General features: G+C 66.5%; 19 protein-coding genes. 9 read left to right on the forward strand and 10 right to left on the reverse strand.

The features are described 5' to 3' along the window. Positions 1 to 160: 160 nt before the first annotated feature. The 4 genes from NMB41_RS12190 to NMB41_RS12205 form a co-directional block, all read right to left on the reverse strand. Positions 161 to 553 (reverse strand): VOC family protein, encoded by a 393-nt coding sequence (locus tag NMB41_RS12190; protein ID WP_494382703.1) that lies wholly within the window; start codon positions 551 to 553, stop codon positions 161 to 163. Between the two features lie 91 nt (positions 554 to 644). Further along, on the reverse strand, positions 645 to 1,268 hold the full coding sequence (locus NMB41_RS12195) for an exopolysaccharide biosynthesis protein (RefSeq protein WP_494382704.1): 624 nt from the start codon (positions 1,266 to 1,268) through the stop codon (positions 645 to 647). 120 nt (positions 1,269 to 1,388) lie between these two features. Continuing rightward, positions 1,389 to 1,733 (reverse strand): DUF5710 domain-containing protein, encoded by a 345-nt coding sequence (locus tag NMB41_RS12200; RefSeq protein WP_494382705.1) that lies wholly within the window; start codon positions 1,731 to 1,733, stop codon positions 1,389 to 1,391. A gap of 135 nt (positions 1,734 to 1,868) precedes the next feature. Continuing rightward, positions 1,869 to 2,630 carry a ZIP family metal transporter gene (locus tag NMB41_RS12205; RefSeq protein WP_494382706.1) on the reverse strand — a complete coding sequence of 254 codons (762 nt, stop codon included), beginning with the start codon at positions 2,628 to 2,630 and terminating at the stop codon, positions 1,869 to 1,871. Positions 2,631 to 2,755: 125 nt separating this feature from the next. On the opposite strand from NMB41_RS12205, the gene NMB41_RS12210 reads away from it, so the two are divergent. From NMB41_RS12210 to NMB41_RS12220, 3 genes are all read left to right on the forward strand, one after another. After that, positions 2,756 to 4,147 carry a metallophosphoesterase family protein gene (locus NMB41_RS12210; RefSeq protein WP_494382707.1) on the forward strand — a complete coding sequence of 464 codons (1,392 nt, stop codon included), beginning with the start codon at positions 2,756 to 2,758 and terminating at the stop codon, positions 4,145 to 4,147. 223 nt (positions 4,148 to 4,370) lie between these two features. Then, positions 4,371 to 5,555 carry a cation:proton antiporter gene (locus tag NMB41_RS12215; RefSeq protein ID WP_494382708.1) on the forward strand — a complete coding sequence of 395 codons (1,185 nt, stop codon included), beginning with the start codon at positions 4,371 to 4,373 and terminating at the stop codon, positions 5,553 to 5,555. A 2-nt stretch (positions 5,556 to 5,557) separates the two neighbouring features. Beyond that, a complete protein-coding gene (locus tag NMB41_RS12220) occupies positions 5,558 to 6,682 on the forward strand; it encodes a YbdK family carboxylate-amine ligase (RefSeq protein ID WP_494382709.1) in 1,125 nt (374 codons plus the stop codon). Positions 6,683 to 6,699: 17 nt separating this feature from the next. On the opposite strand, the gene NMB41_RS12225 is transcribed toward NMB41_RS12220, so the two are convergent. Both NMB41_RS12225 and NMB41_RS12230 read right to left on the reverse strand, forming a co-directional pair. Then, on the reverse strand, positions 6,700 to 8,100 hold the full coding sequence (locus tag NMB41_RS12225; RefSeq protein ID WP_494382710.1) for a sigma-54-dependent transcriptional regulator: 1,401 nt from the start codon (positions 8,098 to 8,100) through the stop codon (positions 6,700 to 6,702). Further along, positions 8,097 to 9,476 carry a sensor histidine kinase gene (locus tag NMB41_RS12230; RefSeq protein WP_494382711.1) on the reverse strand — a complete coding sequence of 460 codons (1,380 nt, stop codon included), beginning with the start codon at positions 9,474 to 9,476 and terminating at the stop codon, positions 8,097 to 8,099. The genes NMB41_RS12225 and NMB41_RS12230 overlap by 4 nt, the downstream gene beginning before the upstream one ends. Positions 9,477 to 9,819: 343 nt before the next feature. On the opposite strand from NMB41_RS12230, the gene NMB41_RS12235 reads away from it, so the two are divergent. Further along, entirely contained in the window at positions 9,820 to 10,806 is a 987-nt protein-coding gene (locus NMB41_RS12235; protein WP_494382712.1) for a hypothetical protein, read from the forward strand. A gap of 202 nt (positions 10,807 to 11,008) precedes the next feature. Further along, on the forward strand, positions 11,009 to 11,551 hold the full coding sequence (locus tag NMB41_RS12240; protein ID WP_494382713.1) for a GNAT family N-acetyltransferase: 543 nt from the start codon (positions 11,009 to 11,011) through the stop codon (positions 11,549 to 11,551). A gap of 3 nt (positions 11,552 to 11,554) precedes the next feature. Here NMB41_RS12240 and NMB41_RS12245 read toward each other — a convergent pair whose 3' ends face one another. Continuing rightward, complete coding sequence (locus tag NMB41_RS12245) at positions 11,555 to 12,049, reverse strand: MarR family winged helix-turn-helix transcriptional regulator (RefSeq protein WP_494382714.1); 495 nt, start codon at positions 12,047 to 12,049, stop codon at positions 11,555 to 11,557. Between the two features lie 117 nt (positions 12,050 to 12,166). Between NMB41_RS12245 and NMB41_RS12250 the strand changes: the two genes are divergently transcribed. Next, positions 12,167 to 14,593, forward strand: a complete 2,427-nt coding sequence (locus NMB41_RS12250) for a penicillin-binding protein 1A (RefSeq protein WP_494382715.1) — start codon at positions 12,167 to 12,169, stop codon at positions 14,591 to 14,593. A 39-nt stretch (positions 14,594 to 14,632) separates the two neighbouring features. Here NMB41_RS12250 and NMB41_RS12255 read toward each other — a convergent pair whose 3' ends face one another. Beyond that, on the reverse strand, positions 14,633 to 15,781 hold the full coding sequence (locus tag NMB41_RS12255) for a mechanosensitive ion channel family protein (RefSeq protein WP_494382716.1): 1,149 nt from the start codon (positions 15,779 to 15,781) through the stop codon (positions 14,633 to 14,635). A gap of 185 nt (positions 15,782 to 15,966) precedes the next feature. Then, the gene (locus NMB41_RS12260; RefSeq protein WP_494382717.1) at positions 15,967 to 16,146 is read right to left on the reverse strand and encodes a DUF3606 domain-containing protein; all 180 of its coding nucleotides are present in this window, start codon (positions 16,144 to 16,146) and stop codon (positions 15,967 to 15,969) included. Between the two features lie 285 nt (positions 16,147 to 16,431). Here NMB41_RS12260 and NMB41_RS12265 point away from each other — a divergent pair, with 285 nt between their 5' ends. The 3 genes from NMB41_RS12265 (at position 16,432) to NMB41_RS12275 (ending at position 21,285) form a co-directional block, all read left to right on the forward strand. Further along, complete coding sequence (locus NMB41_RS12265) at positions 16,432 to 19,548, forward strand: amidohydrolase family protein (protein ID WP_494382718.1); 3,117 nt, start codon at positions 16,432 to 16,434, stop codon at positions 19,546 to 19,548. 121 nt (positions 19,549 to 19,669) lie between these two features. After that, positions 19,670 to 19,987 carry a thioredoxin family protein gene (locus NMB41_RS12270; protein ID WP_494382719.1) on the forward strand — a complete coding sequence of 106 codons (318 nt, stop codon included), beginning with the start codon at positions 19,670 to 19,672 and terminating at the stop codon, positions 19,985 to 19,987. After that, positions 19,984 to 21,285 (forward strand): MFS transporter, encoded by a 1,302-nt coding sequence (locus NMB41_RS12275; RefSeq protein WP_494382720.1) that lies wholly within the window; start codon positions 19,984 to 19,986, stop codon positions 21,283 to 21,285. Before NMB41_RS12270 ends, NMB41_RS12275 begins: the two co-directional genes overlap by 4 nt. 234 nt (positions 21,286 to 21,519) lie before the next feature. On the opposite strand, the gene NMB41_RS12280 is transcribed toward NMB41_RS12275, so the two are convergent. Further along, entirely contained in the window at positions 21,520 to 22,959 is a 1,440-nt protein-coding gene (locus NMB41_RS12280) for an App1 family protein phosphatidate phosphatase (protein ID WP_494382721.1), read from the reverse strand. Between the last annotated feature and the right edge of the window lie 106 nt (positions 22,960 to 23,065).

Consider the following 23,065-nt stretch of genomic DNA (forward strand, 5'->3'; position numbering starts at 1 on the left):
CAACGCATCATCTGCCTGTTGAACGCGTGGGCGGCCCTAGCGCCGCTGGACCGTCAGCTGCATCGATCCAGCCGCCCACCTTACCGGTCTATGCGTTCTCTCACGGAAGAATGAGATTAACTCCTGCGCGCACGACATCCGTCTTCCGCGCGTCTGCTGTTTATTTCGGGCGATACAAAGCGCAGAGCTTGTTTCCATCCGGATCGCGCACATACGACAGGTGCAGCGCGCCCATCGCGCTTTCGCGCAGGCCCGGCGGGTCTTCGCAGGAGGTGCCGCCGTTGGCCACGGCGACGTCGTGGAATTCCTTCACCTGTTCGGGCGAGCTGCACTTGAAACCGATGGTGGCGCCGTTGGCGCAGCTCGCGGCCTCGCCGTTGATCGGCTCGGTGACGCCGAAGCTGTTGCCTTCGTGCCGGTAGAACAGGCGGGCGTGGCCGGTGGCGGACGTATTGCGGAAGGGCTCGCCCACGCCCAGCGTCGCCAGGACGGCATCGTAGAACTGCTTCGAGCGTTCGATATCGTTCGAACCGATCATCACATGACTGAACATTCTGTCTCCTCAATATAGGTGGTTGGTGTTATTGCAGCACCAGTATAGATCGAGAATTGCCAGAAACAAACCAGGGCAGGCGCCCTGGTGTTCAGGTGGTCATGCGCTGGAAGACTTCGCGCGCCGCGAGACCCCCGCCGCCGATCAGGAGGGTGAAATAGGCGATGGTCGCGATATTGCTGATGTGGCCCAGCAGCACGCAGACGCCGTCGCGCTGCAGGAGGCCGATGGCGAAGAACAGCAGGGCCACGGCCGGGAAGGTGTTGCTGAACGGGATCAGGCCGAAAGGCATCATCAACAGGACGGCGCCCAGGATCAGCGAGGCATTGTTCATGTGGGCGATCGGGCCTTCGGCGACCAGCCACTGAATGCGGTTCGGGCGGCTGACGCGCTCGATCTTCTGCAGCCAGGGCAGGGCCTTGCGCAGCAGCGGGCGCAGCTTGCGCGTGCCGATGACGCGGTGCCCGATGCGCGACGGCAGCCAGAGCTCGCGGCGCAGCAGGCGCGCGAGACCAATCAACAGGATGGCGGCGCCGAACACGGTCGACACGCCCGGGATCGAGACCGGAATCAGGAAGACCAGCGTCAGCAGGGCCGCCAGGATCAGGAGGCCGTCGTCGCCGACGCGGTGCACCAGTTCGGCCAGCGTGACGCCGGTGCGGGGCAGGGAGCGGACCAGCGTGCGCAGGCGCTGGGAGATGGGTTCACTGTGCATCGTGTCCTTGTTCGTGTCGTTATGCCGGGTGCGGGCGCACTTTTGCGCCGCGCAACATTATAGGCTGCGCGCCCGGTGAATTCGGAACGCTTGGGCAGGCAGTGTTGGATTTATGCCGCGTCAGAGTATCGCCAGCAGCTTGCGCACCGCCAGGTGCGCGTCCAGCCAGCCACTCTCGAGCAGTGTCAAGCGGCATTCGCTGCACTCCTCGAAGGGATTGCAGGCGTGGGGAAGTTCCAGGTAGTGCGAACCGATCACCGGCTTGGCGCCGTGGGCGTCGCGCGAGGAGGGGGCCTTGGCCGCACCGCCGGGAGCGTCGGGGGCGGCGCCGGGAACGATCCATTGCGCGAAGGGCGCGCTGTCCTTGCCATCCGGGACATACCAGCATTTGCGGGTCGGATTCCAGCGTGCGCCCAGTGCCTTGGCTTCGTCTTTTTCGGCGTAGGGGACCTTCAGGAGAATCATGCGGTGCTTTCGATGGAGCTGTCGGATCTGTGCCGCAGGGCGCGGCGTCCCGTATTGTAAGGGCAAGCGCCGCGACGGGGAATGGCAGGCGTGGCTGGCGCAGTGTTTTGCATCGACAGGGAGCCCGCGGCCTGATTACCCGGCCAGCTTGCTGAGCGCAAACGCCGCCAGAAAACCCAGCACCGTGATCAGGCCCGCGAAATCGTGGGCTTCGGCAAAGGCTTCGGGAATCATGGTATCGGCCAGCATGGCGAGGATGGCGCCGGCCGCAATCGCCGTGGTGGCGGCCACCATGGCCGGCGAGACGCTTTCGAACAGGGTGTAGCCGGCCAGCGCCGAGATGCCGGAGGCCAGCGCGATCGCGCCCCAGATGCCGAAGATGTAGGCGGCGCTGCGGCCCGCCTTCTTCATGCCGGCCGCGCTCGACAGGCCCTCTGGCAGGTTCGACAGGAAAATCGCCGACACCGCCACCAGGCTGACCTTGCCGCCGCCCAGCATCGACAGGCCGATCACGATCGACTCGGGAATGCCGTCGAGCAGGGCGCCCACCGCAATCGCGCGTCCGCTGCCGCCATGTTCCTGTTCGCTCGGCTGGCAGCCCGAACGCTTGCGGTGGCGCGCGCCGCCGTGGGCCAGCCACCAGTTGACCAGCGTATAGGCCAGGGCGCCGCCGAGAAAACCCAGCGCGGTGGCCTGGAAGCCGCCGGTGTGAAAGGCTTCCTCCATCAGCTCGAACGAGAGCGCGGAAATGAGCACGCCGCTGCCGAAGGCCATGGTCGCCGCCACCAGCCGCACCGGCAAGGCGAAGCGATAGCCGACGATCGCCCCGAGCAGCAGCGCGCCGCCCGCCACCAGCCCCCAACAGCCTGCCTGCAGCCACATCGGTATGTGTTCCATCGTTCCCCTTTCGATTTGGCAAAATGTTACGCTGAAACCGCTGAGCGGCCGCGTTCGCCTGCGGCGCTTGCCACAATCCTGACAGATTGCTGTGCTACATTTGCCACTTTTGCAAGGAGAAGCACATGATGTTCTCCCCACGAATCCGGCTTGCCGCCCTGGCGCCGGCCCTCCTGCTGGCCGGCTGCGCCAGCCTGGTGAGCGACCCCGGCCCGGACGACGTCGCTTTCGTCGTGCTTGGCGAAGACGGTGTTGCCAGCGCGCGCCTGATCACGGCGGCGGCAGCCTGCCCGCCGCTGATGGTCGACAACCGCGCCTTGCCGATGCGGGTGCGGGTGCCGAAGTCCGCCATCCCGGCGCGCCCAGGACAGCCCCACACGCCTCCTTCGAACGCGATGCTGACCTGCGAGGCGCCGATCGCCGCCGGCAGCGTCACGGCCAGCGTCGCCGGGCTGGACCTGCCGGTGCCGCGCAGCGAAGCCAGGCGCATCGTCGTCATCGGCGACACCGGCTGCCGCCTGAAGGGCCGCCAGGCGCAGGACTGCAAGGACCTGGCGCGCTTTCCCTTCGCGCGCGTGGCCGCCAGGGCTGCGGACTTTGCACCGGACCTGGTGATCCACGTCGGCGACTACCACTACCGCGAAGACCCGTGCCCGGCCGGCCAGGCAGGCTGCGCGGGCAGTCCTTACGGCTACGGCTACGACGCCTGGGCCGCCGATTTCTTCACCCCGGCGCGCAAGTTGCTGCAGGCGGCGCCCTGGGTGCTGGCACGCGGCAACCACGAGAGCTGCACGCGCGCGGGACAGGGCTGGTGGCGCTGGCTCGATCCGCGGCCCTTCCAATCCGGACGCGATTGCGATTCGCCGGCCAACGACGCTGTGGGAGAACACAGCGACCCGTATGCGGTGCCGCTTGGCGCCGGCGCCCAGCTGATCGTCTTCGATACCGCCAATACCAGCCACAAGGGTTTGCCCAGGACCGATCCGCGCCGCGCCGTGTATGCCGAAAGCTATCGCAAGATCGCGGCGCTGGCGCGCGGCGCGCGCTACAACATCGGCGTCGACCACCATCCGCTGTTCGCCTTCGGGGCCAATCGCGACGCCGAGACCGGCGCCGTGACCCTGTTCGGCGGCGACAAGGGCCTGCTCGACGCATTCGGCGACGCCGATCCCGGCATTCTTCCGGCCTCGATCAGCATGCTGCTGTCGGGCCATGTGCACCTGTGGGAGCAGCTCAGCTTTTCCAGCGGCCACCCGACCCAGTTCGTGTCCGGCTTTTCCGGCACGGACGAAGACACGGCGCCGTTGCCGGCCATGCCGCCCCTGGGCATGACGCCGGCGCCGGGGGCGGTCGTCGAGCACATGAGTTCCTGGATCGGCGGATTCGGTTTCATGACCATGGAGCGTACCGGGCCTGATGCCTGGCTGGTCAAGGTCTGGGACCTTGATGGCCGTGAGCGCAACAGCTGCAAAGTCGTCGGGAAAAAGTCGCGCTGCGCGGTGGCGCAGGTGCCTTAGGCGTCAATACGTTCGCACAAATGTAGTTGCCAATAGAATATATTTCAGGCAATATGTCCTGGTTGAGAGCGCTACCCTCAGGATGGGCTCTCGATCAGCGATGAGACGCTCTCGCGTTTCTTTTGAGCCCCCGGCGCCTTGTCCGGGGGCCGTTTTTTGGAAGGCGCACCGCCCGGTGCGTGGCTGCGCCCGCAGGACTTCCGCCGTCCATCGAGGAGACCCCATGCTCGACTATGCCGATCTCGGCTTGCAACTTGCCTGGCCGCTGGCCATCGCACTGGCCTGGATGGCCGGCGAACTGATTTTCCGCTGGACCGCGCTGCCGCGCATCGCCGTGTATGGCGTGGGCGGTTTCGTGTTCGGCAACCTGGCCGCGGGCTACCTGCCGCCCTCCGAATCGAAGAACTTCATGCTGCTGGCGAACCTGGGCTTCGGCCTGATCCTGTTCGAACTCGGCTACCGCATCAATTTGCGCTGGCTGCGCAGCAACCCGTGGATCGTCGCCACCTCGGTGCTCGAGGCCACGCTCACCTTTGCCGCCGTCTACATCGTGGCCGGCATGTTCGGCATGGAGCAGCTGGCTGCGGCGCTGACGGCCTCGCTGGCGATGTCGAGTTCACCGGCAGGTCTCGTGCGCGTACTGAACGAGCAGGGCGCGGCCGGCCAGGTGACCGAACGCGCCATGCACCTGACCGCCCTGAACTGCGTGATGGCGGTCTTCACCTTCAACGTCGTGGTCGGGATCGGCCTGTTCCAGACCTCGGGCGACCTGGTGCAGGCCGCCGGCAGCAGCCTGCTGGTGCTGGTTGCCTCGGCCGGCCTGGGCGCGCTGTTCGGCGCCCTGGTGCCGCTCTGGCTGCGCATGATCGACGCCGCACGCGACGCCACCCTGGCCTTCGCGCTGGCGGTCGTGCTGCTGGTGGCGGTCACCCACGTGCTGCAGTTCTCGCCGGTGCTGGCCGCGCTTACGTTTGGTCTCGTCGCGCGCCACCGCCGCATCGCCCTCAGTCCCGCGCAGCGCAATTTCGGCGTGCTGGGCGACCTGCTGGCGGTACTCATGTTCTTTTTTGTGGCCACCAAGGTCGAGGTCGAGCACCTGGGCGGCGGGATCGCGCTGGGACTCTTGCTGGTGCTGGTGCGCGGCGTGGTGAAGGTCGGCGTCTGCACGGCTTTTGCGCGCGTGTCGGGCATTTCGGCGCGCAAGGGCGCGCTGTCGGGCCTGGCGCTCACGCCCATGGCGGTGTTCGCCATCCTGCTGATGGAGCAGACGCGCTGGATCGGCGTCGACCTGTTCGACAGCCTGGCGCCGCTGGCGGCCGTGATGCTGCTGCTCGACGTGCTCGGCCCGATCCTGACCCAGCGCGCCGTCGTCTGGGCCAATGAAACCCGCCACACCAAGGAGGCTTGACGATGGCATTGCCACCTTTCGCACAATCGCATTCGCTCACCATGGGCGTCGAGCTGGAACTGCAGCTGGTCAGCCTGTCCGACTTCGACCTCGTGGCCGCCTCGCCCGACATGCTCGAGCTTCTCGAGCGCGCGCCGTTTCCCGGCAACGTCACGCCCGAGATCACCGAGAGCATGCTCGAGATTAATTCGAGCGTGCACACCCACCACGGCGAGCTGCTCAAGGAACTGCGCGAGATCCGCGACACGCTCCTGCGCGCGGGCGACCGCCTGAACGTGGGCGTGTGCGGCGGCGGCACCCACCCGTTCCAGCAGTGGTCGCAGCGCAAAATCTTCTCCAAGCCGCGCTTTCGCGAAGTCTCGGCGCTCTACGGCTACCTCGCCAAGCAGTTCACGGTCTTCGGCCAGCACGTGCACATCGGCTGCAGCTCGGGCGACCAGGCGTTGTACCTGCTGCACGCCCTGAACCGCTACATCCCGCATTTCATCGCGCTCTCGGGCTCTTCTCCCTTCCTGCAGGGCAGCGACACCCAGTTCAATTCGGCGCGCCTGAACAGCGTGTTCGCCTTCCCCCTGTCGGGGCGCGCGCCGTTTCTCCTGAGCTGGGAAGCCTTCGAGCGCGACTACTTCACGCGCATGGAAAACACCGGCATCGTGCGCAGCATGAAGGATTTTTATTGGGACCTGCGCCCCAAACCCGAATACGGCACGATCGAACTGCGGGTCTGCGACACGCCCCTGACCGTCGAACGCGCCGCCGCGCTGGCCTGCTACCTGCAGGCGCTGTGCCGCTATCTGCTGGAAGGGAACGAGCCGGCGCCGCTGGAAGACGACTACCTGGTCTACAACTACAACCGCTTCCAGGCCTGCCGCTTCGGCCTCGACGGCACCCTGGTGCATCCGCAAAGCCACGAGACGATCTCGCTGCGCGAAGACATCCTCGCCACCTTGCGCCGGCTCGAGCCGCATGCGAAAGCCCTGGGCAGCGAGGCGGCGCTGGAACACATCTACCGCGAGACGCATACCGGCAGCGACGCCCAGCTGCTGCGCGAGGCGCATGCGGAGGCCGGCAGTACCGAGGGGATCGTGGATGCGGCCTTGCGGCGCTTCCGGGAAGACGGCGACTGAGCCTGGCGGGATTGGTCTTAGTCCGCGCTGCTGCGGATGCTGTATTTTTCGATGCGGTAGCGCAGCGCGTCGCGCGACAGGCCCAGCATTTTGGCGGCCTGCGTCACGTTCCAGCTCGATTTACCGAGGGCGGCAAGCAGGTAGTGACGCTCGACGTCCTCGAGCTTCATGCTCGCGCCGCTCTCCTGCGCGCGATGCGGCAAGCCGGCCGGCGCATGCTCGCCTGCAGAAGCCGGGAACAGCAAGTCCTGCGCCGTGACCGCATCCTCGCGCGCCATCAGGGCGACCTGCTCGAGCATGTTGCGCAGCTCGCGGACGTTGCCCGGCCAATGCCAGTTGTTCAAGGCCTGCTGCGCATCGGCGGCGAGGAACAGCTGCGGCTTGCGGTAGCGCGCCGCATGCATCGCCAGGAAGGCCCTGGCCAGCAAGAGGATGTCGCTCGAGCGTGCGCGCAGGGGCGGCGCCTGCAGGTGAACCATGCGCAGCCGATAGAACAGGTCGGAGCGAAAGCTGCCCTGCGCCACGCGTTCGGGCAGGTCCTGGTTGGTCGCGGCGATCACGCGGAAATCGATGCGCTGTTCGCGCAGGCCGCCCAGGCGCCGCACCTTTTTTTCTTCCAGCACCTTGAGCAGCTTGGCCTGCACGCCGAGCGCGAGTTCGCCGATCTCGTCGAGGAAGAGGGTGCCGCCGTCGGCCGCCTCGATCAGGCCGTATTTGCGTTCGCGCGCATCGGTAAAGGCGCCGCGTTCATATCCGAACAGTTCGGCTTCGAGCATCGCCGGAGGGATGGTGGCGCAATTGAGTTCGATGAAGGGCTGGTTCCTGCGCGCTCCCGCGAAATGCACGGCCCTGGCCACGAGTTCCTTGCCGGTGCCGGTCTCGCCGGTGATCAGGACGGTCGGCAAATCGTTGTCCAGCAGGCGGCATTCGGCCTCGGCCAGGCGCCGGATGTTTTCCTTCAGCGCCAGCATCGGCGGCGATTCGCCCAGCAGGTGCTTCAGTTCGCTCTTGCTCGCCTGCTGCGCCTGGATGGTATGCAGGGTCTTCTCGACCCGCTCGTGCCCCAGGGCGCGGTCGATCAGCAAGCTGAGCTCACTCATCACGATGGGTTTCGACAAATAGTCGAAGGCGCCCAGCTTCATCGCCTGGACCGCCAGCTCGACCGTCGCGTGGCCGGTGATCATGATGATCTTGATGAGCGGGATCCGTGCGCGCAGCTGCGCCAGCAGCTCCAGGCCGTTCATCCGCGGCAGGTGGAAGTCGAGCACCACCACGTCGGGCAGGAAGGTGTCGAGCCGGGCCAGGCCGTCCTCGCCGGAATGGACGGTGACGGCTTCATAGCCGTGCCGCTCGAGATAGACCCGGATGTTCTTGGCCAGGACCAGCTCGTCCTCGATGATCAGGATCGCGCGCGTCATCGCGGGGCCGCCGGAAAGACGAGCGTGACGACGGTACCCTGGCCCTCGGTGCTGGCAATGCGGACCTGGCCGCCGAAGCGTTTCACGATGCGCCGCACCAGGGTCAGGCCGACGCCCAGGCCCTTGGCTTTGGTCGTGAAGAAGGGCTGGCAGATTTTCGCGATGTCGCCTGGCGCGATGCCTGCGCCGGTGTCGGTGATGTCGATGTCGACTTGCCTGCTGCCCGGGGTGGAATGGGCGCGGATCGCAATGTCGCCGCCCTCGGCCGGCATGGCCTCGAGCGCATTGCACAGCACATTATTCAAGACCTGGGTGAGCAAGGCGGCATTCGCCTGGATCGGCGGCAGTTCGGCCGGCAATGCCAGCGCGATGCCGACGTGGCGGCGCTTCGATTCGCGCTCGAGGCCGGCCACGCATTGCGCAATCAGGGGCCGCGCGTCGATCGCTTCTTTCCGGTAGTCGGGGAGCTGGGAATAGGTCAGCAGCTCGCGTATCCATTGCTCGATACGCTCGGCTTCGGAAATGATGTCGTTGGCCGATTCTCCGCCCAGGGCGCCCGGCGCCTCCTGCCACAGCTCGGCCGACGACCGGATCGAGGCCAGCGGATTGCGGATGCCATGCGCGACCGCGGAGGCCATTTCGCCCAGGGCGGCCAGGGTTTCGGATTCGATCAGCCGCTCCTGCTGCGAACGGATCAGAAGGTCCGCACGGCGCACGATCCAGAACAGCACCAGGTATAAAAACAGGCCGATCCCGATCGAAATCATCCATGTCAGGGCGGTGCCGGCATTGATGGCGCGCGACAGGGCGATCGGAATCCGGTACACCTCGACCACGCCGATGACGGCATTCGTGGCCGCATCGCGGATGGGAATATACATTTCGACGAAGCGCATGCGCGATTTGCCGAGATTGACGTGTTCGGCTTTCGCCGCACCTTGTTCGCCGACTTCGCCGACTTCGCCGCTTTCGATTTCCAGCCGGCCTTGCAGCGCTTCGTTGAGCTCAGGGTTGTCGCCGTATTTCTTGCCATGGTCGAGTCGGTTCTCGCTCGACCACAACAGGGTCGCGTCCTTGCCATAGACATTCGCGCGCGCGACGTCGGGCATGGCCGCCACGTGCCGCAGAAAGTCGAGCAGCCCGAGCGCGGCTTGCGGATGGTCGAGCGAATAGCCGCGCGCCAGCTCGATGGCCATGACGTTCTGGACGAAATCCCGGGTCAGTTCGGCATCGCGCTGGAGCAGGCGCTGGGTGAGAAAACGCGACATCAGGGCTGCGGACACCGCCGAGGCCAGGCAGATTGCGATCAGGCTCAGCAGGAGGAACCTGCGCATGAGATCAAACTGGCTGGCGGCAGCGGTGTCGATGCGATTCACGTTGGCAGATCCCCGTGGATTAACGAGCAAATGGCGTCCAGCGCGGCCGGTGCGGTCTTTCAGCTCCAGCGCAGCATGCACCGATATTACTCCGGCGCGCAGTGCTCTCCCAACTTTTATTATGCGTATTGCATTTGTTCCACAGGGCATAGATACACCGGCGCGCCAGCCATCGGCAGCCGGGTCAAAACACGCAATGGGTGGGGGAAAACACCCATTTGTCCGGGAGCGCTGCGGCGCTTGCCTGCATAACGCCCCGCAGGCAGGGCCGACTGCTTGCTGGCACGCGCTTTGCTGATCATTTCCTGTGTCACACCCCCATAAAACACATCAGGAGATCCAGATGAGCCCGAATCCGACTTCTTCGCGTCGTTTCTTGACTTTCGCCTCAACCCGAAAGGGGCGCGGCGCCGGCATCGCCCTGTGTGGCGCGCTCCTGATGACCGGCTTCGCCGGCCAGGCGCACGCGGCCTCGTCCGACGGCTGCGAAGGAGGCGGATTTACCGTGCTCGGGCTACGCGCGCCGCAAGACCGGACCATCGCCGCGAATGCGCTCGGTGCGGGCGAGGTCATTACCGTGCGCGGGAAATACGTCCAGTTCGACATCGATAAAAGAACTTTCGGAATTCGCAATTACATCCTCACCGGCGCGCCGAACCCGCTTGATATGACCGGCGGCAGGCCGACCCCCGTTTTTGAGAGCAAGCTTCCCGACCATCGCGGCCTGGTGCTCACCAGTGGCGTCGAACTGCAACTCAAAGGCGAAGGCCTGGTCATCCTGCGCGAAGGGCCAGGGCTGACGATGAGAGTGCAGGCCAAGGACTGTGCGCAGGGCGGCGTGTTCCAGATGGAACCCGAGCGCGCCGACCAGAGCAGTACGCTGTTTACCCATGTCTTGGCCGCCGAGGCATTTTATTTCGACAACGGTAATTTCCGCAGGCGCGAGGGAGACGTCGTTCCCTACAAGGACACGACGATCGTCGTGCCTTCCCGGATTAACTTCGGCAACGCCTTCTCGCGCAAATTCGTCGGCCGCGACAGCGCCCAGGTGGCCGAGCGCATCGAGGAGCCAAGTTGCGCGAACCTGATTGCCACGCGTGCAGGTCCCCCCGAACTGGTGCGCCATTGCGGCAGGCTGTCGCGCTGGATGGTGGCCAGTGGCGGCCGCATGGGCCAGGTGATGGGCGAGGACGCGGTCGAAGTGGCGCCGCCGGCGACCGTCTGCGTGCGGAAGTGCCAGGCAAGAAACCGGGTGCGCGGTCAATCGGTGGTGCTCGGCTTCCCATTCCCGGTCCCGATCGACCAACGCCTGAAGCCGGCATTGCCCTGATTGTGTGGCGGCGCCTGCGGAAAGACAACGCAGGCGTGCCGCTTGTCCAGAATTCAGGTCGCTCTGGATTGTGCCGGCGGACCCCTAGGCCGTTTAGTCAGGCACATTACCCGGTCTCGTACCGGGTTTTTTTATGCCCCGACTACCGCCGATAGATTATCCTGAGGACTCTAATTTTTTGCTGGAATCAAATGAAGCTGCCATGACCATTTCGCTCCCGGAACGTTTACAGACAAGGCGCCTGATCCTGCGCGAACCACGCCCGGCCGATGCGGCACAGATTTTCGAGGCCTATACCCAGGACATCGAGGTGGCGCGCCACATGGTCTGGCGTCCCCACACGTCGCAGGGCGAAACGGCGGCCTTCATCGCCTGGTGCATCGATACCTGGGCGGCGGGCCGTGGCCGGCCCTATGTGCTGGCGCACCGCGATGACGAGGCTGTCCCGATCGGCATGTTAGAGGCTCGCCTGCTGGGCAATACCGTCGACGTCGGTTATGTCCTGCAGCGCGCCTCCTGGGGCGCCGGCCTGATGGTAGAGGCGATGGATGCGTTCAGCAGCGCCGCCCTGGCGCTGCCGGACTGCTACCGGGTGCAAGCCACCTGCGACACGGAAAACCAGGCATCGGCGCGCGTGCTGGAAAAGTCCGGCTTCGTGCGGGAAGGGCGGCTCGAGCGGCATCTGATCCTGCCGAACCTGGGTCCCGAGCCGCGTGCCTCGCTGATGTTCGCGCGCTGCCGCTGAGTTTTACATTTGCGCCAGCGGCACCTGGGCGCCGTCGGCGTCATGCGCCAGCACGGCGATCAGGCTCGCCAGGTCGGCTTCCAGCCGGTGCAGGGTGGCTTCATCCAGGCTCGAGAGCGCGTCCGGCAGCACGCCGGCAAAGGGCATCGGCGCGCGCTGCAGCAATTCGTCGGCGGCCGGCAAGGCGCGCAGGGCGACGCCGCGCCGGTCGAAACCTTCGCGCGCGGTCGAGACCAGGCCGCGCCCGGTCAGCGTGCGCACCAGGTTGCTGGCGGTGGACTGGTGGATGTCGAGGGCGCGCGCCAATTCGGTGACGCCGATGCCGGGCGACTGCGCGATCACGGACAAGGCCCACAGCTGGGCGCCGCCCAGGCCGGCTTCGCGCTCGACCTGGCGGAAATGCGTCTTGACGGAGTTGAAGACCACCCGGAACTGGCGCAGGACGCGCGTGGCGGGTTCAGGTGAAGACGGTTCGGCGGGGGGTGCTTGTACAGGCATTTTGCCATCATAGCGGAAAGTGCAAGCCGTCGCGAGGACCGCCGCTCGCTGCGCCCCGATTGAGCGGCGCGGTCGGCTATACTTGCGGCACAAAGAAACAATTGAGCAAGGAAAACAGTGGATCAGGACGAGAAGACCGAAAGCGGCATCAGGCAGCAGGCGAGGGATTTGTTTGGCAGCGCCGGAGGCAGGGCCCGCGCCGGGGTGCGCCAGGCGCATGGGTTCATCCAGGGGCGGCCGCGCTACGAGCAGGTCCTGATCGTCGGCATGCTCTCCTTTGCGGCACTGATGGCCGTGCTGATCGTCTACCTGATCATTCTGATTCCGCTCACGCCCGGCATCGACGACTTGAAGCAGGTCAGCAGCGCGCGCCCGAGCCGGATCCTCTCGGCCGACGGCACGGAGCTCGGCACCTTCGAGCAGGGCCTGCAGGAACGCGTCAAGCTGTCGCAGGTGTCGCCGCACGTGGTCAAGGCGCTGATCTCGACCGAGGACCACCGCTTCTACGAACACCATGGGGTCGACTTCACGCGCATCGGCGGCGCCATGCTGGCCAGCCTGAAGGGCGACGCCCAGGGCGGCTCGACGATTACCCAGCAACTGGCGCGCAACATGTTCCCGGAAGAGATCGGGCGTGCGCGCAGCATCAACCGCAAACTCAAGGAACTGATCACCGCGATCAAGATCGAGAACACCTACAGCAAGACCGAGATCCTCGAGGCCTACCTCAACACGGTGCCCTTCCTGTACAACGCCTACGGCATCGAGATGGCCGCGCGCACCTATTTCGACAAGACCGCCCTGAAACTGGACGTGCTGGAATCGGCCACCCTGGTCGGCATGCTCAAGGGGACGTATTACTACAATCCGGTGACCAATCCGGAGCGTTCGCTCGCGCGCCGCAATGTGGTGCTCGGGCAGATGTACAAGCACGGCGCCTTCAGTGAAGCGCGCTTCAAGGCGTTCACCAAGCGCCCGTTGCGCCTGGACTTCGAGCGCCAGGCCGAACGCAGCGGCCGCGACAACCATTTCACGGCGCACGTGCGCAAGTGGCTGCTCGAATGGGCCGACGAAAACGACTACGACCTGGCCCTCGACGGCCTGGTGGTGCAGACCACGCTCGACGCGGACCTGCAGGAAGCAGCCTTGCGCGCGGTCGAGAAACAGGCCGGCGCGCTGCAGGCGGTGGCCGACGTCGAATGGGCCAATCCGGGGCTGCCGGGTTCGAGCTCGATCGGCACCTATACGGCGATGCGGTCGAGCATCGCGCCGTTCGACTACTACTGGCAGACCCACCGCGCCCAATTGGATGCCTTCGTGCGCGAAACGCCGACTTACCGCAAGGCGGTCGAAGGCGGCGAAGCACCGGGCGCGGCCCTCAAGCGCATCAAGCTTGACCGCGACTTCATGCGCAAACTGCGCGAATCGAAAACGCACCTGGAAGCCGGTTTCGTCGCCATCGATCCGATGAGCGGCGAAGTCAAGGCCTGGGTCGGCAGCCGCGATTTCGCGCGCGACCAGTTCGACCACGTGGCCCAGGCCTCGCGCCAGCCGGGTTCCACCTTCAAGCCCTTCGTGTATGGCGCGGCGCTGGAAAACGGCATCCCGCCCGATCAGCCCTATGTGGACGCGGTCATGGACATCAAGGCCGCCGACGGCACCGTCTGGCGCCCGACCGACATGTCGGGCACGTCCGGCCGCCAGATGACGATGCGCGACGGCCTGGTGTACTCGAAAAATACGATCACGGCCCAGGTGATGCGCGACGTCGGCCTGCCGCCGGTGGTGAAGCTGGCCCAGAACCTCGGCGTGCGCACGAGTAAGCTCGCCGCCGTGCCGTCGCTGGCGCTGGGCACCAGTCCCGTGACCCTGCTCGAGATGGTCAGCAGCTACGCCACCATCGCCGCGCAAGGCGAATACCGCAAGCCGATTTTTGTGCGCCGGATTTCCGACCGCGACGGCAATGTGATCGCCGACTTCGGCACCGTCAAGCCCGAGCGCGCGATGTCGCAGGCCTCCTCGGTGACCCTGATCGACATGCTGCGCGGGGTCGTCAACCGCGGCACCGGCACCGGCGTGCGCTACCGCTTCGGCATCAACGGCGACGTCGCCGGCAAGACCGGCACCACCCAGAACAATGCCGACGGCTGGTTCATCCTGATGCACCCGAACCTGGTGGCCGGGGCCTGGGTCGGCTTCAACGACAACCGCGTGACCATGCGCTCGAACTACTGGGGGCAGGGCGGCCACAATGCGATCCTGCTGGTGGGCGACTTCTTCAAGACCGCGCTGGATGCCGGCAAGATCGACCGCGCCGCGCTGTTCCCGGGCGGCCGCGCGCCCGAACCGCGCCGCGTGCAGGAAGAGGCGCCGGAAGAGGAATTCATCGAGCCGGGCGACCTGATCGAAGGCATGCCGGCCGACCCGCAGCAGCAGCAGGAGGAAGAAGAACCTCTGGAGGACGAAGCCGAGGAAGTGATCGACGCGCCGATGGAAGGCGTGCCGCCGCCACAGCCGCTCCCGGTGCCGACGCCGATGGATTGATGGTCATGGGGTGGAAATGTATTCCCGCCGTGTACGAGCTTACGTCCCTTTCGGCAGGCTACGCAGGGTAGAGGGCAGGCGCGCGCGCTCTTGCGGCAGCGCGGGCGCGCCCGCCGTTCCCGGTTCGACCGCTTCCTGCAGCAGCAATTGCTGCGCGCGCGGCGCGGTCGAGATGCCGAGATCGGCGAACATCTGCATCGAGGCCAGGATGACTGCCTGCTGGGTGTCCATGAACAGGGTGTAATCGGCGTCGAGGACGGTGTAGATGATCTCCCACTCGATGTATTCCTGGGTGTACTTCGACAGGTGGGCGCGATCGAAGCGCACCTTCTCGTGGCGGGCGATGAATTCGGCGATCGCAGTCGGCACCTTGGCGGCCAGCGCCGGCGGTGTGTCCGGATGGGCGCGCAGTGTGTAGACGATGCGGCGCGTGACCATGCGCTTGAAGTTCGAGACCGTGTCCTTGAGCAGTTCGGCGTTCGAGACGATGATCTGCTCTCCGCTCGAAGCGCGCAGGCGGGTCGTCTTCAAACCGACCTTTTCCACCGTACCCGAGGTGTCGGAAGTCGAGATGAAGTCGCCCACTTCGAAAGGCTTGTCGATGGCGATCGAGAGCGAGGCGAACAAGTCGCCCAGCACGTTCTGCACGGCCAGCGCGATCGCAATGCCGCCGATGCCGAGGCTGGCGACAAAGGTCGTGATGTTGATCCCGAGGTTGGCCAGCAGGGCCAGCGCGAAGATGACCCAGACGCTGGTCTGCAGTACCCAGATGATGAGGGTATGCGCAATCGTGACCTGGGAGTCGGCGGCAGCCTGGTCGTGGATCTGGAAGTAGCGGCGCGCCGTGACCTTGATCGCGCTGTGCAGGTAGATCGCAAACTGCAGGCCGAGGGTCAGGAACCACAGGTGGCTGACGCGCGCGTTCCACGGAGAAGGCAGGTCGAGCGCCGACAGGCCGATCAGGACGCTGGTGGCGAACACCACCAGGTTGCTGGTGCGCGCGAGCGTCTTGCGCAGCACTTCTGCCACGGGGCGGTGTGCCCGTTCGTCGCCCAGTTTATCGAGGCGGTGCCGGAACAGGACCAGCAGGCCATGGATGGCGACGAAGCTGAAGACGGCGAGGGCCAGCGCGAAGAGGGCGTTCGGCAGCGTGATGTCGAGGGACGCAATGAAGGCGCGGATATCCACTGTGGGCTCCTTTTTTTATGGAAGAGGGGGCGCAAGGGCGCGCGGCACAGCCGGCGGCGTCAAGCTGGCGAGGCCGCAGGGCATGCGGGGTCGGGTCGACCCGGTGCAAACAAGTACAGGATGGCCGCGGCGCAAGGCCGCGGCGCCGGGCGGACGCGCAGGGCGCCCGCCCGTACAAGAAAAATTTACTTGCCCTTCAGGTGCTCGCGCACCGCATTGGCCGAGACGCCCACTGCGGCCACGGCTTTTTCCAGCTGTTCGCGGGAAACGCCAAGGGCTTCGGTCCAGTAACGGACTTCATGCTCTTCGTGCACGTTGATGCGGCTGCGGTCCTGTTGACCGGTTTTTTGCAGACTATCGGACATGATGCGCTCCTGTTGACGAGTTTGGAATGACTATGCCAGCCGGTGCCGCCATCGTCGGTTAAGCATTTCACCTTGCGGCGCATTGCTCAGTAGCAGCTCAGCGGCTAGAAAGTTCCTGTTCGTCAGTACCTATATTTGAGCGAACTCAACCCCAGCGCAGTTCCCCTTCCAGAAATTGCTGTGCTGACTCAGCAGTCAGCCTCTCGTCAGCCGCCGGCTCGATGATCGACAGGTCAGCCGTGCACCATTTCGGTGCATTTTGGCAACTTTTCCGGAGGCACGACCATGAATAGGTACACGCACTCGCAGCCGCGCTCCCGCCGCGCTTCCCTGGCCCGCACCGTGCTCGCCGCGGCCATCGCCGCCAGCCTGCTGTCGGCCTGCCAGTTTCCGGGCGGCGGGCGCGTCGACCAGTTGAACGACCTGCGCGGCCCGACCAAGGACGTCACGGTCGAGCTGCGCGAAGGTACCAATATCGCGGCCGCGCCTTCGCCCGACGGCCGCCGGATCGTGTTTTCGGCGCAGGGCGCGCTGTGGGTGATGCCGGCCGCGGGCGGACGCGCGGTGCGCATCACGGACTGGCACCTGGAGCCGACGGCGCCGGTCTGGTCGCCCGACGGCAAGCGCATCGCCTTCCAGAATTACGCGCCCGAGGGTAATTTTCACATCTGGAGCATCGAACCCGACGGCAGCGACGCGCGCGAACTGACCGACGGCCCCTTCGACGACCGCGAGCCGGCCTGGTTGCCCGACGGCAGCGGCCTGGTGTTTTCGTCGGACCGCAGCCGCGACGGCCAGTACAAGATCTGGCGCATCAAGCGCGGCGGCGGGGCGCCGAGCCAGGTGACGACCGGCCCCGGCGCCGAAAGCAATCCGGTGGTCTCGCCCGACGGCACGCGCCTGGCTTATGTCGACGGACCCAACGTGGTCACCAGCCTGTTCGGCGGCCCCCCGGCCCTGGTCGCGCCCGGCACCGCCCCGGCCTGGACCCCGGACGGCAGCGCGCTGGTCTACCAGAACGCCGCGCGCCAGCTGGTGGTGGGCGGGGTGCAGGTGACCACGGACGAAGACATCTTCCCCTTCCCGGTAGGCTTCCTGCCGGATGGGCGCATGCTGTACACGGCCGACGGCCATCTGCGCACGCGCGACGCGGCGGGCGGCAACCCGTTCGACATCGGCTTCAAGGCGGAACTCAAGCTGCGCCGTCCGGTGTTTTCGAAACCGAAGGACCGCCAGTTCGACAATTTCCGCCAGCGCCCCGTGCGCGGCATCAGTGCGCCTGTGCTGTCACCGGACGGGCGCAGCATCGCCTTTGTTGCCCTGAACGACGTCTGGGCCATGCGCATCGGCGAGGAGCCCGTGCGCCTGACCAATGATCCCGACCGCGACGCCAACCCGCAGTGGACGGCCGACGGCAGCGCCGTTTATTTCTCGTCCGAGCGCGGCAACGCCGGCCAGCTGGCGGTCGACCAGGTCGCCCTGGCCGGCGGCGTGCGCACCCGGCTGGCCGCGATCCCCGGCCGCTCGATGGTCACGCCCAAGCTTTCGCCCGACGGCACGCGCCTGGCCTACACGACCCTGTCGGGCCAGCTCGAGATCTGGACGCTCGCCACCGGCGTCTCGGAAGTGATCCTGCAGTCGGTCAGCACCCAGGTCAGCACGCCGCAGTGGACGCCGGACGGCCGGCGCATCCTGCTGGTCGATAACGAGCGCGTCAACAACCGCTTCCGCGAGGGCTACAACAAGCTGCGCGTGATCGACCTGGCCACGCGCCAGGCTACCTTCTACGCGGTGGCGCCCGAGCCGCGCCAGGTGGCCGAGCGCGACGAGGGGGCGGCCGCACTTTCCCCCGACGGCACCAAGGTCGCCTTCATCATGGATTCGCGCCTGCACGTGATGCCGGTCGGCCCGAACGGCGCGCCGACGGGCGCCGCGCGCCAGGTCAGCAGCGACATGGCCGACCTGCCGGCCTGGGGCGGCGACTCGCAGACCATCCTGTACAAGTCGGCCGAACGTATCCGCACGGTGCGCGCCGACGGCAGCCAGGTGCGCGAGATTCCGGTCAAGCTGCACTGGCGCCAGGCCGCCCCTGCCGGGCGCACGCTGATCCACGCGGGCGCGCTGTGGGATGGCGTAGGGTCGGCGCTGCGGCGCGATATCGACATCGTGGTCGAGGGCAACCGCATCGTCTCGGTGCGGCCGCACCGCGCGCACAGCACGCACGGGGAGGCCGACCACATGGCCGACGCCAGCGGCCTGACCGTGATGCCGGGCCTGATCGAAACCCACCTGCACCCGCTCACACTCTACCAGGGCGGGCAGTTCGGCCAGATCGCGCAGCTGATGCTGTCCTACGGGATCACCACTGCCCAGTCGGTGGCCGGCCCCTTGCACCAGAGCCTGGAGATGCGCGAGGCGCTGGAGGCGGGCAACCTGATCGGGCCGCGCCTGTTCATCTCGCCGCCGCTGTGGGAAGGCAACCGCCTGTTCTACAGCTTCGCCCGCACCCTGCGCACGCCCAGCATTGCCGACATCGAGATCGCCAAGGCGAAACGGATGGATGCCGACTTCCTGAAGAGCTATGTGCGCGCGCCGATCCCCGTCATGGCGCGCATCGCGCAAGGGGCGCTCGACCTGGGCGTGCCGAGCGGGACCCACATGGTGCAGCCGGGCGCGGCGACGGGCCTGGCCGGCACCACCCACCTGTCGGCCACCCAGCGCATGGGCTACGGCTGGTCGAAGTCCTTCGCGCGCCTGATCACCTACCAGGACGCGGCCGACATCTACGGAAAGGCCGACTTCCGCCTGATCGACACGCTGTTCTCCATCAGCGCCCTGGCCGGGCTCGATCCGGGCATCGTGACGGACCCGCGCTTCATCCTGGTGCCGCCGAACTTCGTGCCCGGCCTGGAGAACGCGCAGCTGCCCACGCCCGCCCAGCTGGCCACCATCGTCAACGACGCCACCCAGCAGGCCAAGGTCAAAGCGGCCGGCGCCCTGGTGGCCAACGGCACCGATTCGCCGCTGGTGGTGCCCGGCATTTCGCTGCACCTGAACATGCGCGGCGCGGCGCTGGTGCAGGACAACCTGACGGTGCTTCAATCGGTCACGCGCGACGCCGCCCGCATCGCCCTGGTCGACGAGGACCTGGGTACGGTGGAGGCGGGCAAGCTGGCCGACCTGATCGTGGTCGGCGGCGATCCCTTGCTGAACCTGCGCGCGGCCGCCGACGTGCGCCTGGTGGTGAAGAACGGGCGCGTGTTCACCCTGGACGATATCCTGGCCCCGGCGCGCACGCCGGCCCAGTTGGCGGCGCGTAAGCTGGCGCTGGAGGCCCAGGACCGGCTCTGCCGCGAGCAGCCGCAGCACTGCGAGGCCGAGGGAGGCGGCCACGCGCATTGAAGCCCTGGGCCGGCCGCTATCACGAAGGCGGCCGGCCCAGGTTGAGTTAATGCAATTAGTTGTTGGCTCCATGCCGGGGTTTCGGGTACGCTTGTCTTATCGGCACTATTGAGGAGCACCCATGTCTTATGAAACCTCCCAGCCCGAGCGCAGCGCGGTCGACGCGCTGCCCGGCCTCGTCGCACTCGACTTCGGCACCAACTGGTGCGGCTATTGCCGCGCAGGCGAACCGCTCATCGCGGGCGCGCTGAAAGACTACCCGGATGCGCAGCACATCCAGGTCGAGGACGGCCCCGGCCGCGCCCTCGGCCGCTCGTTCAAGATCAAGCTGTGGCCGACCGTCGTGGTCCTGAAGGACGGCGCCGAGGTCGCCCGCGTGACCCGGCCCGACAGCGTCGATGAAGTGCGTGAAGTGCTGGCGAAGGCGGTGAGCGCATGAGCCAGACCATCAAGCCGCAAAAAAACAAAGCGCGTACCGTCCTGTTTGCCAGCCTGATCGGCACCACGATCGAGTTCTTCGACTTCTACATCTACGCCACCGCCGCGGTGCTGGTGTTCCCGAAACTGTTCTTCCCGGCGGCCGACCCGGCCGCCGCCGTCCTGCAATCCTTCGCCACTTTCGCGATTGCCTTCTTCGCCCGTCCGATCGGCTCGGCCCTGTTCGGCCACTTCGGCGACCGCATCGGGCGCAAGGCCACGCTGGTCGCGGCGCTGCTGACGATGGGACTCTCGACCATCGTGATCGGCCTGCTGCCGACCTATGCCAGCATCGGCACGCTCGCGCCTTTATTGCTGGCCTTGTGCCGCTTCGGCCAGGGCCTGGGCCTGGGCGGCGAGTGGGGCGGGGCGGTGCTGCTGGCAACCGAAAATGCGCCGCCGGGCAAACGCGCCTGGTACGGCATGTTCCCGCAGCTGGGCGCGCCGATCGGCTTCTTCCTTTCGGGCGGCGTCTTCCTGCTGCTGACGCAGTCGCTCACCGAAGCCCAGTTCTTCGACTGGGGCTGGCGCGTGCCCTTCCTGTCGAGCGCGCTGCTGGTGGGCGTCGGCCTGTACGTGCGCCTGAAAATCCACGAAACGCCGGACTTCCAGGCCGTGATCGACAAGGGCGAACGTGTCAAAGTGCCGGTCGTGACCGTGTTCAAGGACCATGGCCGCGCGCTGGTGCTGGGCACCCTGATGGCGACGTCGACCTTCGTGCTGTTCTACCTGCTGACCGTGTTCGCGCTGTCCTGGGGCACGAGCCCGACGGGTCTCGGTTATTCGCGCACCCAGTTCCTGCTGCTCCAGCTGGGCGCCGTGATCTTCTTCGGCATGCTCATTCCGCCGTCGGCCCTGATCGCCGACCGCTTCGGGCGCCGCGCCGCGATGATCGGGGTGACGGTGGCGATCATGGTGTTCGGCCTGTTCTTCGGCGCGCTCTTCGTCGCCAACAACCTGGTGGCGGTCGGCCTGTTCCTGGTAATCGGCCTGTCGCTGATGGGCCTGACCTACGGGCCGCTGGGCACGTTGCTGGCCGAACTGTTCCCGCCGGAAGTGCGCTACACGGGTTCCTCGCTGACCTTCAACCTGGCCGGCATCCTGGGCGCGTCGCTGGCGCCGTATGCGGCGACCTGGCTGGCGACCCGGCATGGGATCGAGTATGTCGGGTTCTACCTGTCGGGGGCGGCTTTGCTCAGTCTCGTGGCGCTGATGATGGTGCGTGGTGAAGGACGGCGCACTGGGGTGTCGCTGGCTTAAGCTGGCTTAAGCTGGCATGAGATGCGGGCGGGGTGGGGCTGTTGCCTGCCCTGTCCGTGGTGCGCATCATCCGCGTGGGCACGGGTGCCCACCCTACGGGAGGCGGCGCAGGCCGGAATGCCGAGGCGCGCAGCGCCGAACCTCCAGCGTCTCCCGTAGGGTGGGCTCTCCGAGCCCACGCGGATTCAAAACACCACAAACGGCGCAGGCATCAGCCCCACCTCCGTCAACAAATCACACCGACGGCAACAAACTGTCATCCTCCTTCTTGTCCGTCCGCACCGCCGCCAGCCGGTCCACCATGATCAGCCCCTCGGCCGCCGCGTGCGACGCGGCAAACACGCTGTCCGGCGCCAGGATCAACTGGATCCCCGTGGTGCTCACTTCCTCGATCAGCTTGTCCAGCGCATCGATCCGCACCGGGTCCGGGTTCACATTGCGGATATAAATCATCCGCACCTGCTTCGGATGGCGGCGCACGATCTCGCTGTAGATTTCCGGATCCTTTTCCCCGCTGTCGCCGATGAGCACGAACTGCATGTCCGGATAAAAACTCAGGATCAGCTCGATCTTGTCGAGCTTGTGGCTGCCGTGGTTGGTCGGCTTGAACACGTCGCGCAGGCCCAGTTCGCGCAGCAGCAGGGGGCCGACCGGGATGCCCTGCAGGCGCAGGAAGTCGACCAGGAAGCCGAACAGATGCCAGGGGCTGCTCGACACATAGAACATCGGGTTGTCTTCATTGCCTCCCGCGCCGTCGCGCAGCGCCCGGTAGAAGGCGGCCACGCCCTTGAAGGGTTTGCGCGTGTGCGCATTGGTGCGCGCCAGCATCAGGGCCATGTTCAGCTTGTTGGTGACATTGGTCCACAAGACCGTGTCGTCGATGTCGCTGATGATGCCGAAGCGCGCCGTCGCGGCGGGCACGAAGGCTTCGCTGGAAGCGCGGATCGGCGCGCCGTCGGCGCCCCTCCATTCGGGCAACTCGAGTTCGACCCGGTGCGGGCCGCCCGCCAGCGGCGCACCGGACGCGATTTCGAAGGAAAAATAGCCGCCGCCGTCGGTCGTGGTTTCCCAGGTGCGGCCATCGAAGTGCGCGACCACGCGCGCGCCGGCGACTTCATCCGATTCGAGCCGGTGGTAGAGGGCCACCAGGTTGCTCCAGCTGCTGTCCTGGCCGGTCTGCTCGCGAAAACTCGCCTCGTCCAAAACCCGGCCCTTGATCCAGAGTTTGTGGGCGTTGCCGAAGCCGAGATAGGGCAGCACCAGCAGCGGGCGGTCGCTGCCCGCGCTGCGCAGGCGCCGCAAGGCCCCGGTGGCGAGCTGGCCGGCGACGCTGGCCAGTCGCTCGTGCAGCGCCGGCTTGTCCGGCTCCGCGAACGGCGCCGGGGCGCTTACTGGCGCCGGCACCCGCTCCGGATGCTCGATCCAGAGCCGGCCCGCCGGCAGCCCGGCGGCCAGCAAGACCGATTCGAACTGGCCGGACATCTCGAAAGGCAGTTCCTGCGGCAGCAGGTTCACCTGCGCGCCGGCCGCCTGCAGCTGGGCGGTTTCGGCTTCGGTGGCGATGCCCGGGTTCAGGTAGAGGGCGGCGCCCGCGGGGACAATGCGTGCGCTGATGTCGAGAAAACCGTCGCGGGTCAGGATCAGGAAGGCGGTATCAAGGCTGGAGGTGGTCATCGGTATCGGTCGCAAGCAAAGGTGGCTGAGGTCCAGGCGCCAGTATCGCGTATCTGGTCGATTTGCCAACGCACGGCTGACCGGCCCGGGCCAACCCGCGCGCTAT

Source organism: Massilia sp. FBCC-B171, from assembly GCF_059134155.1.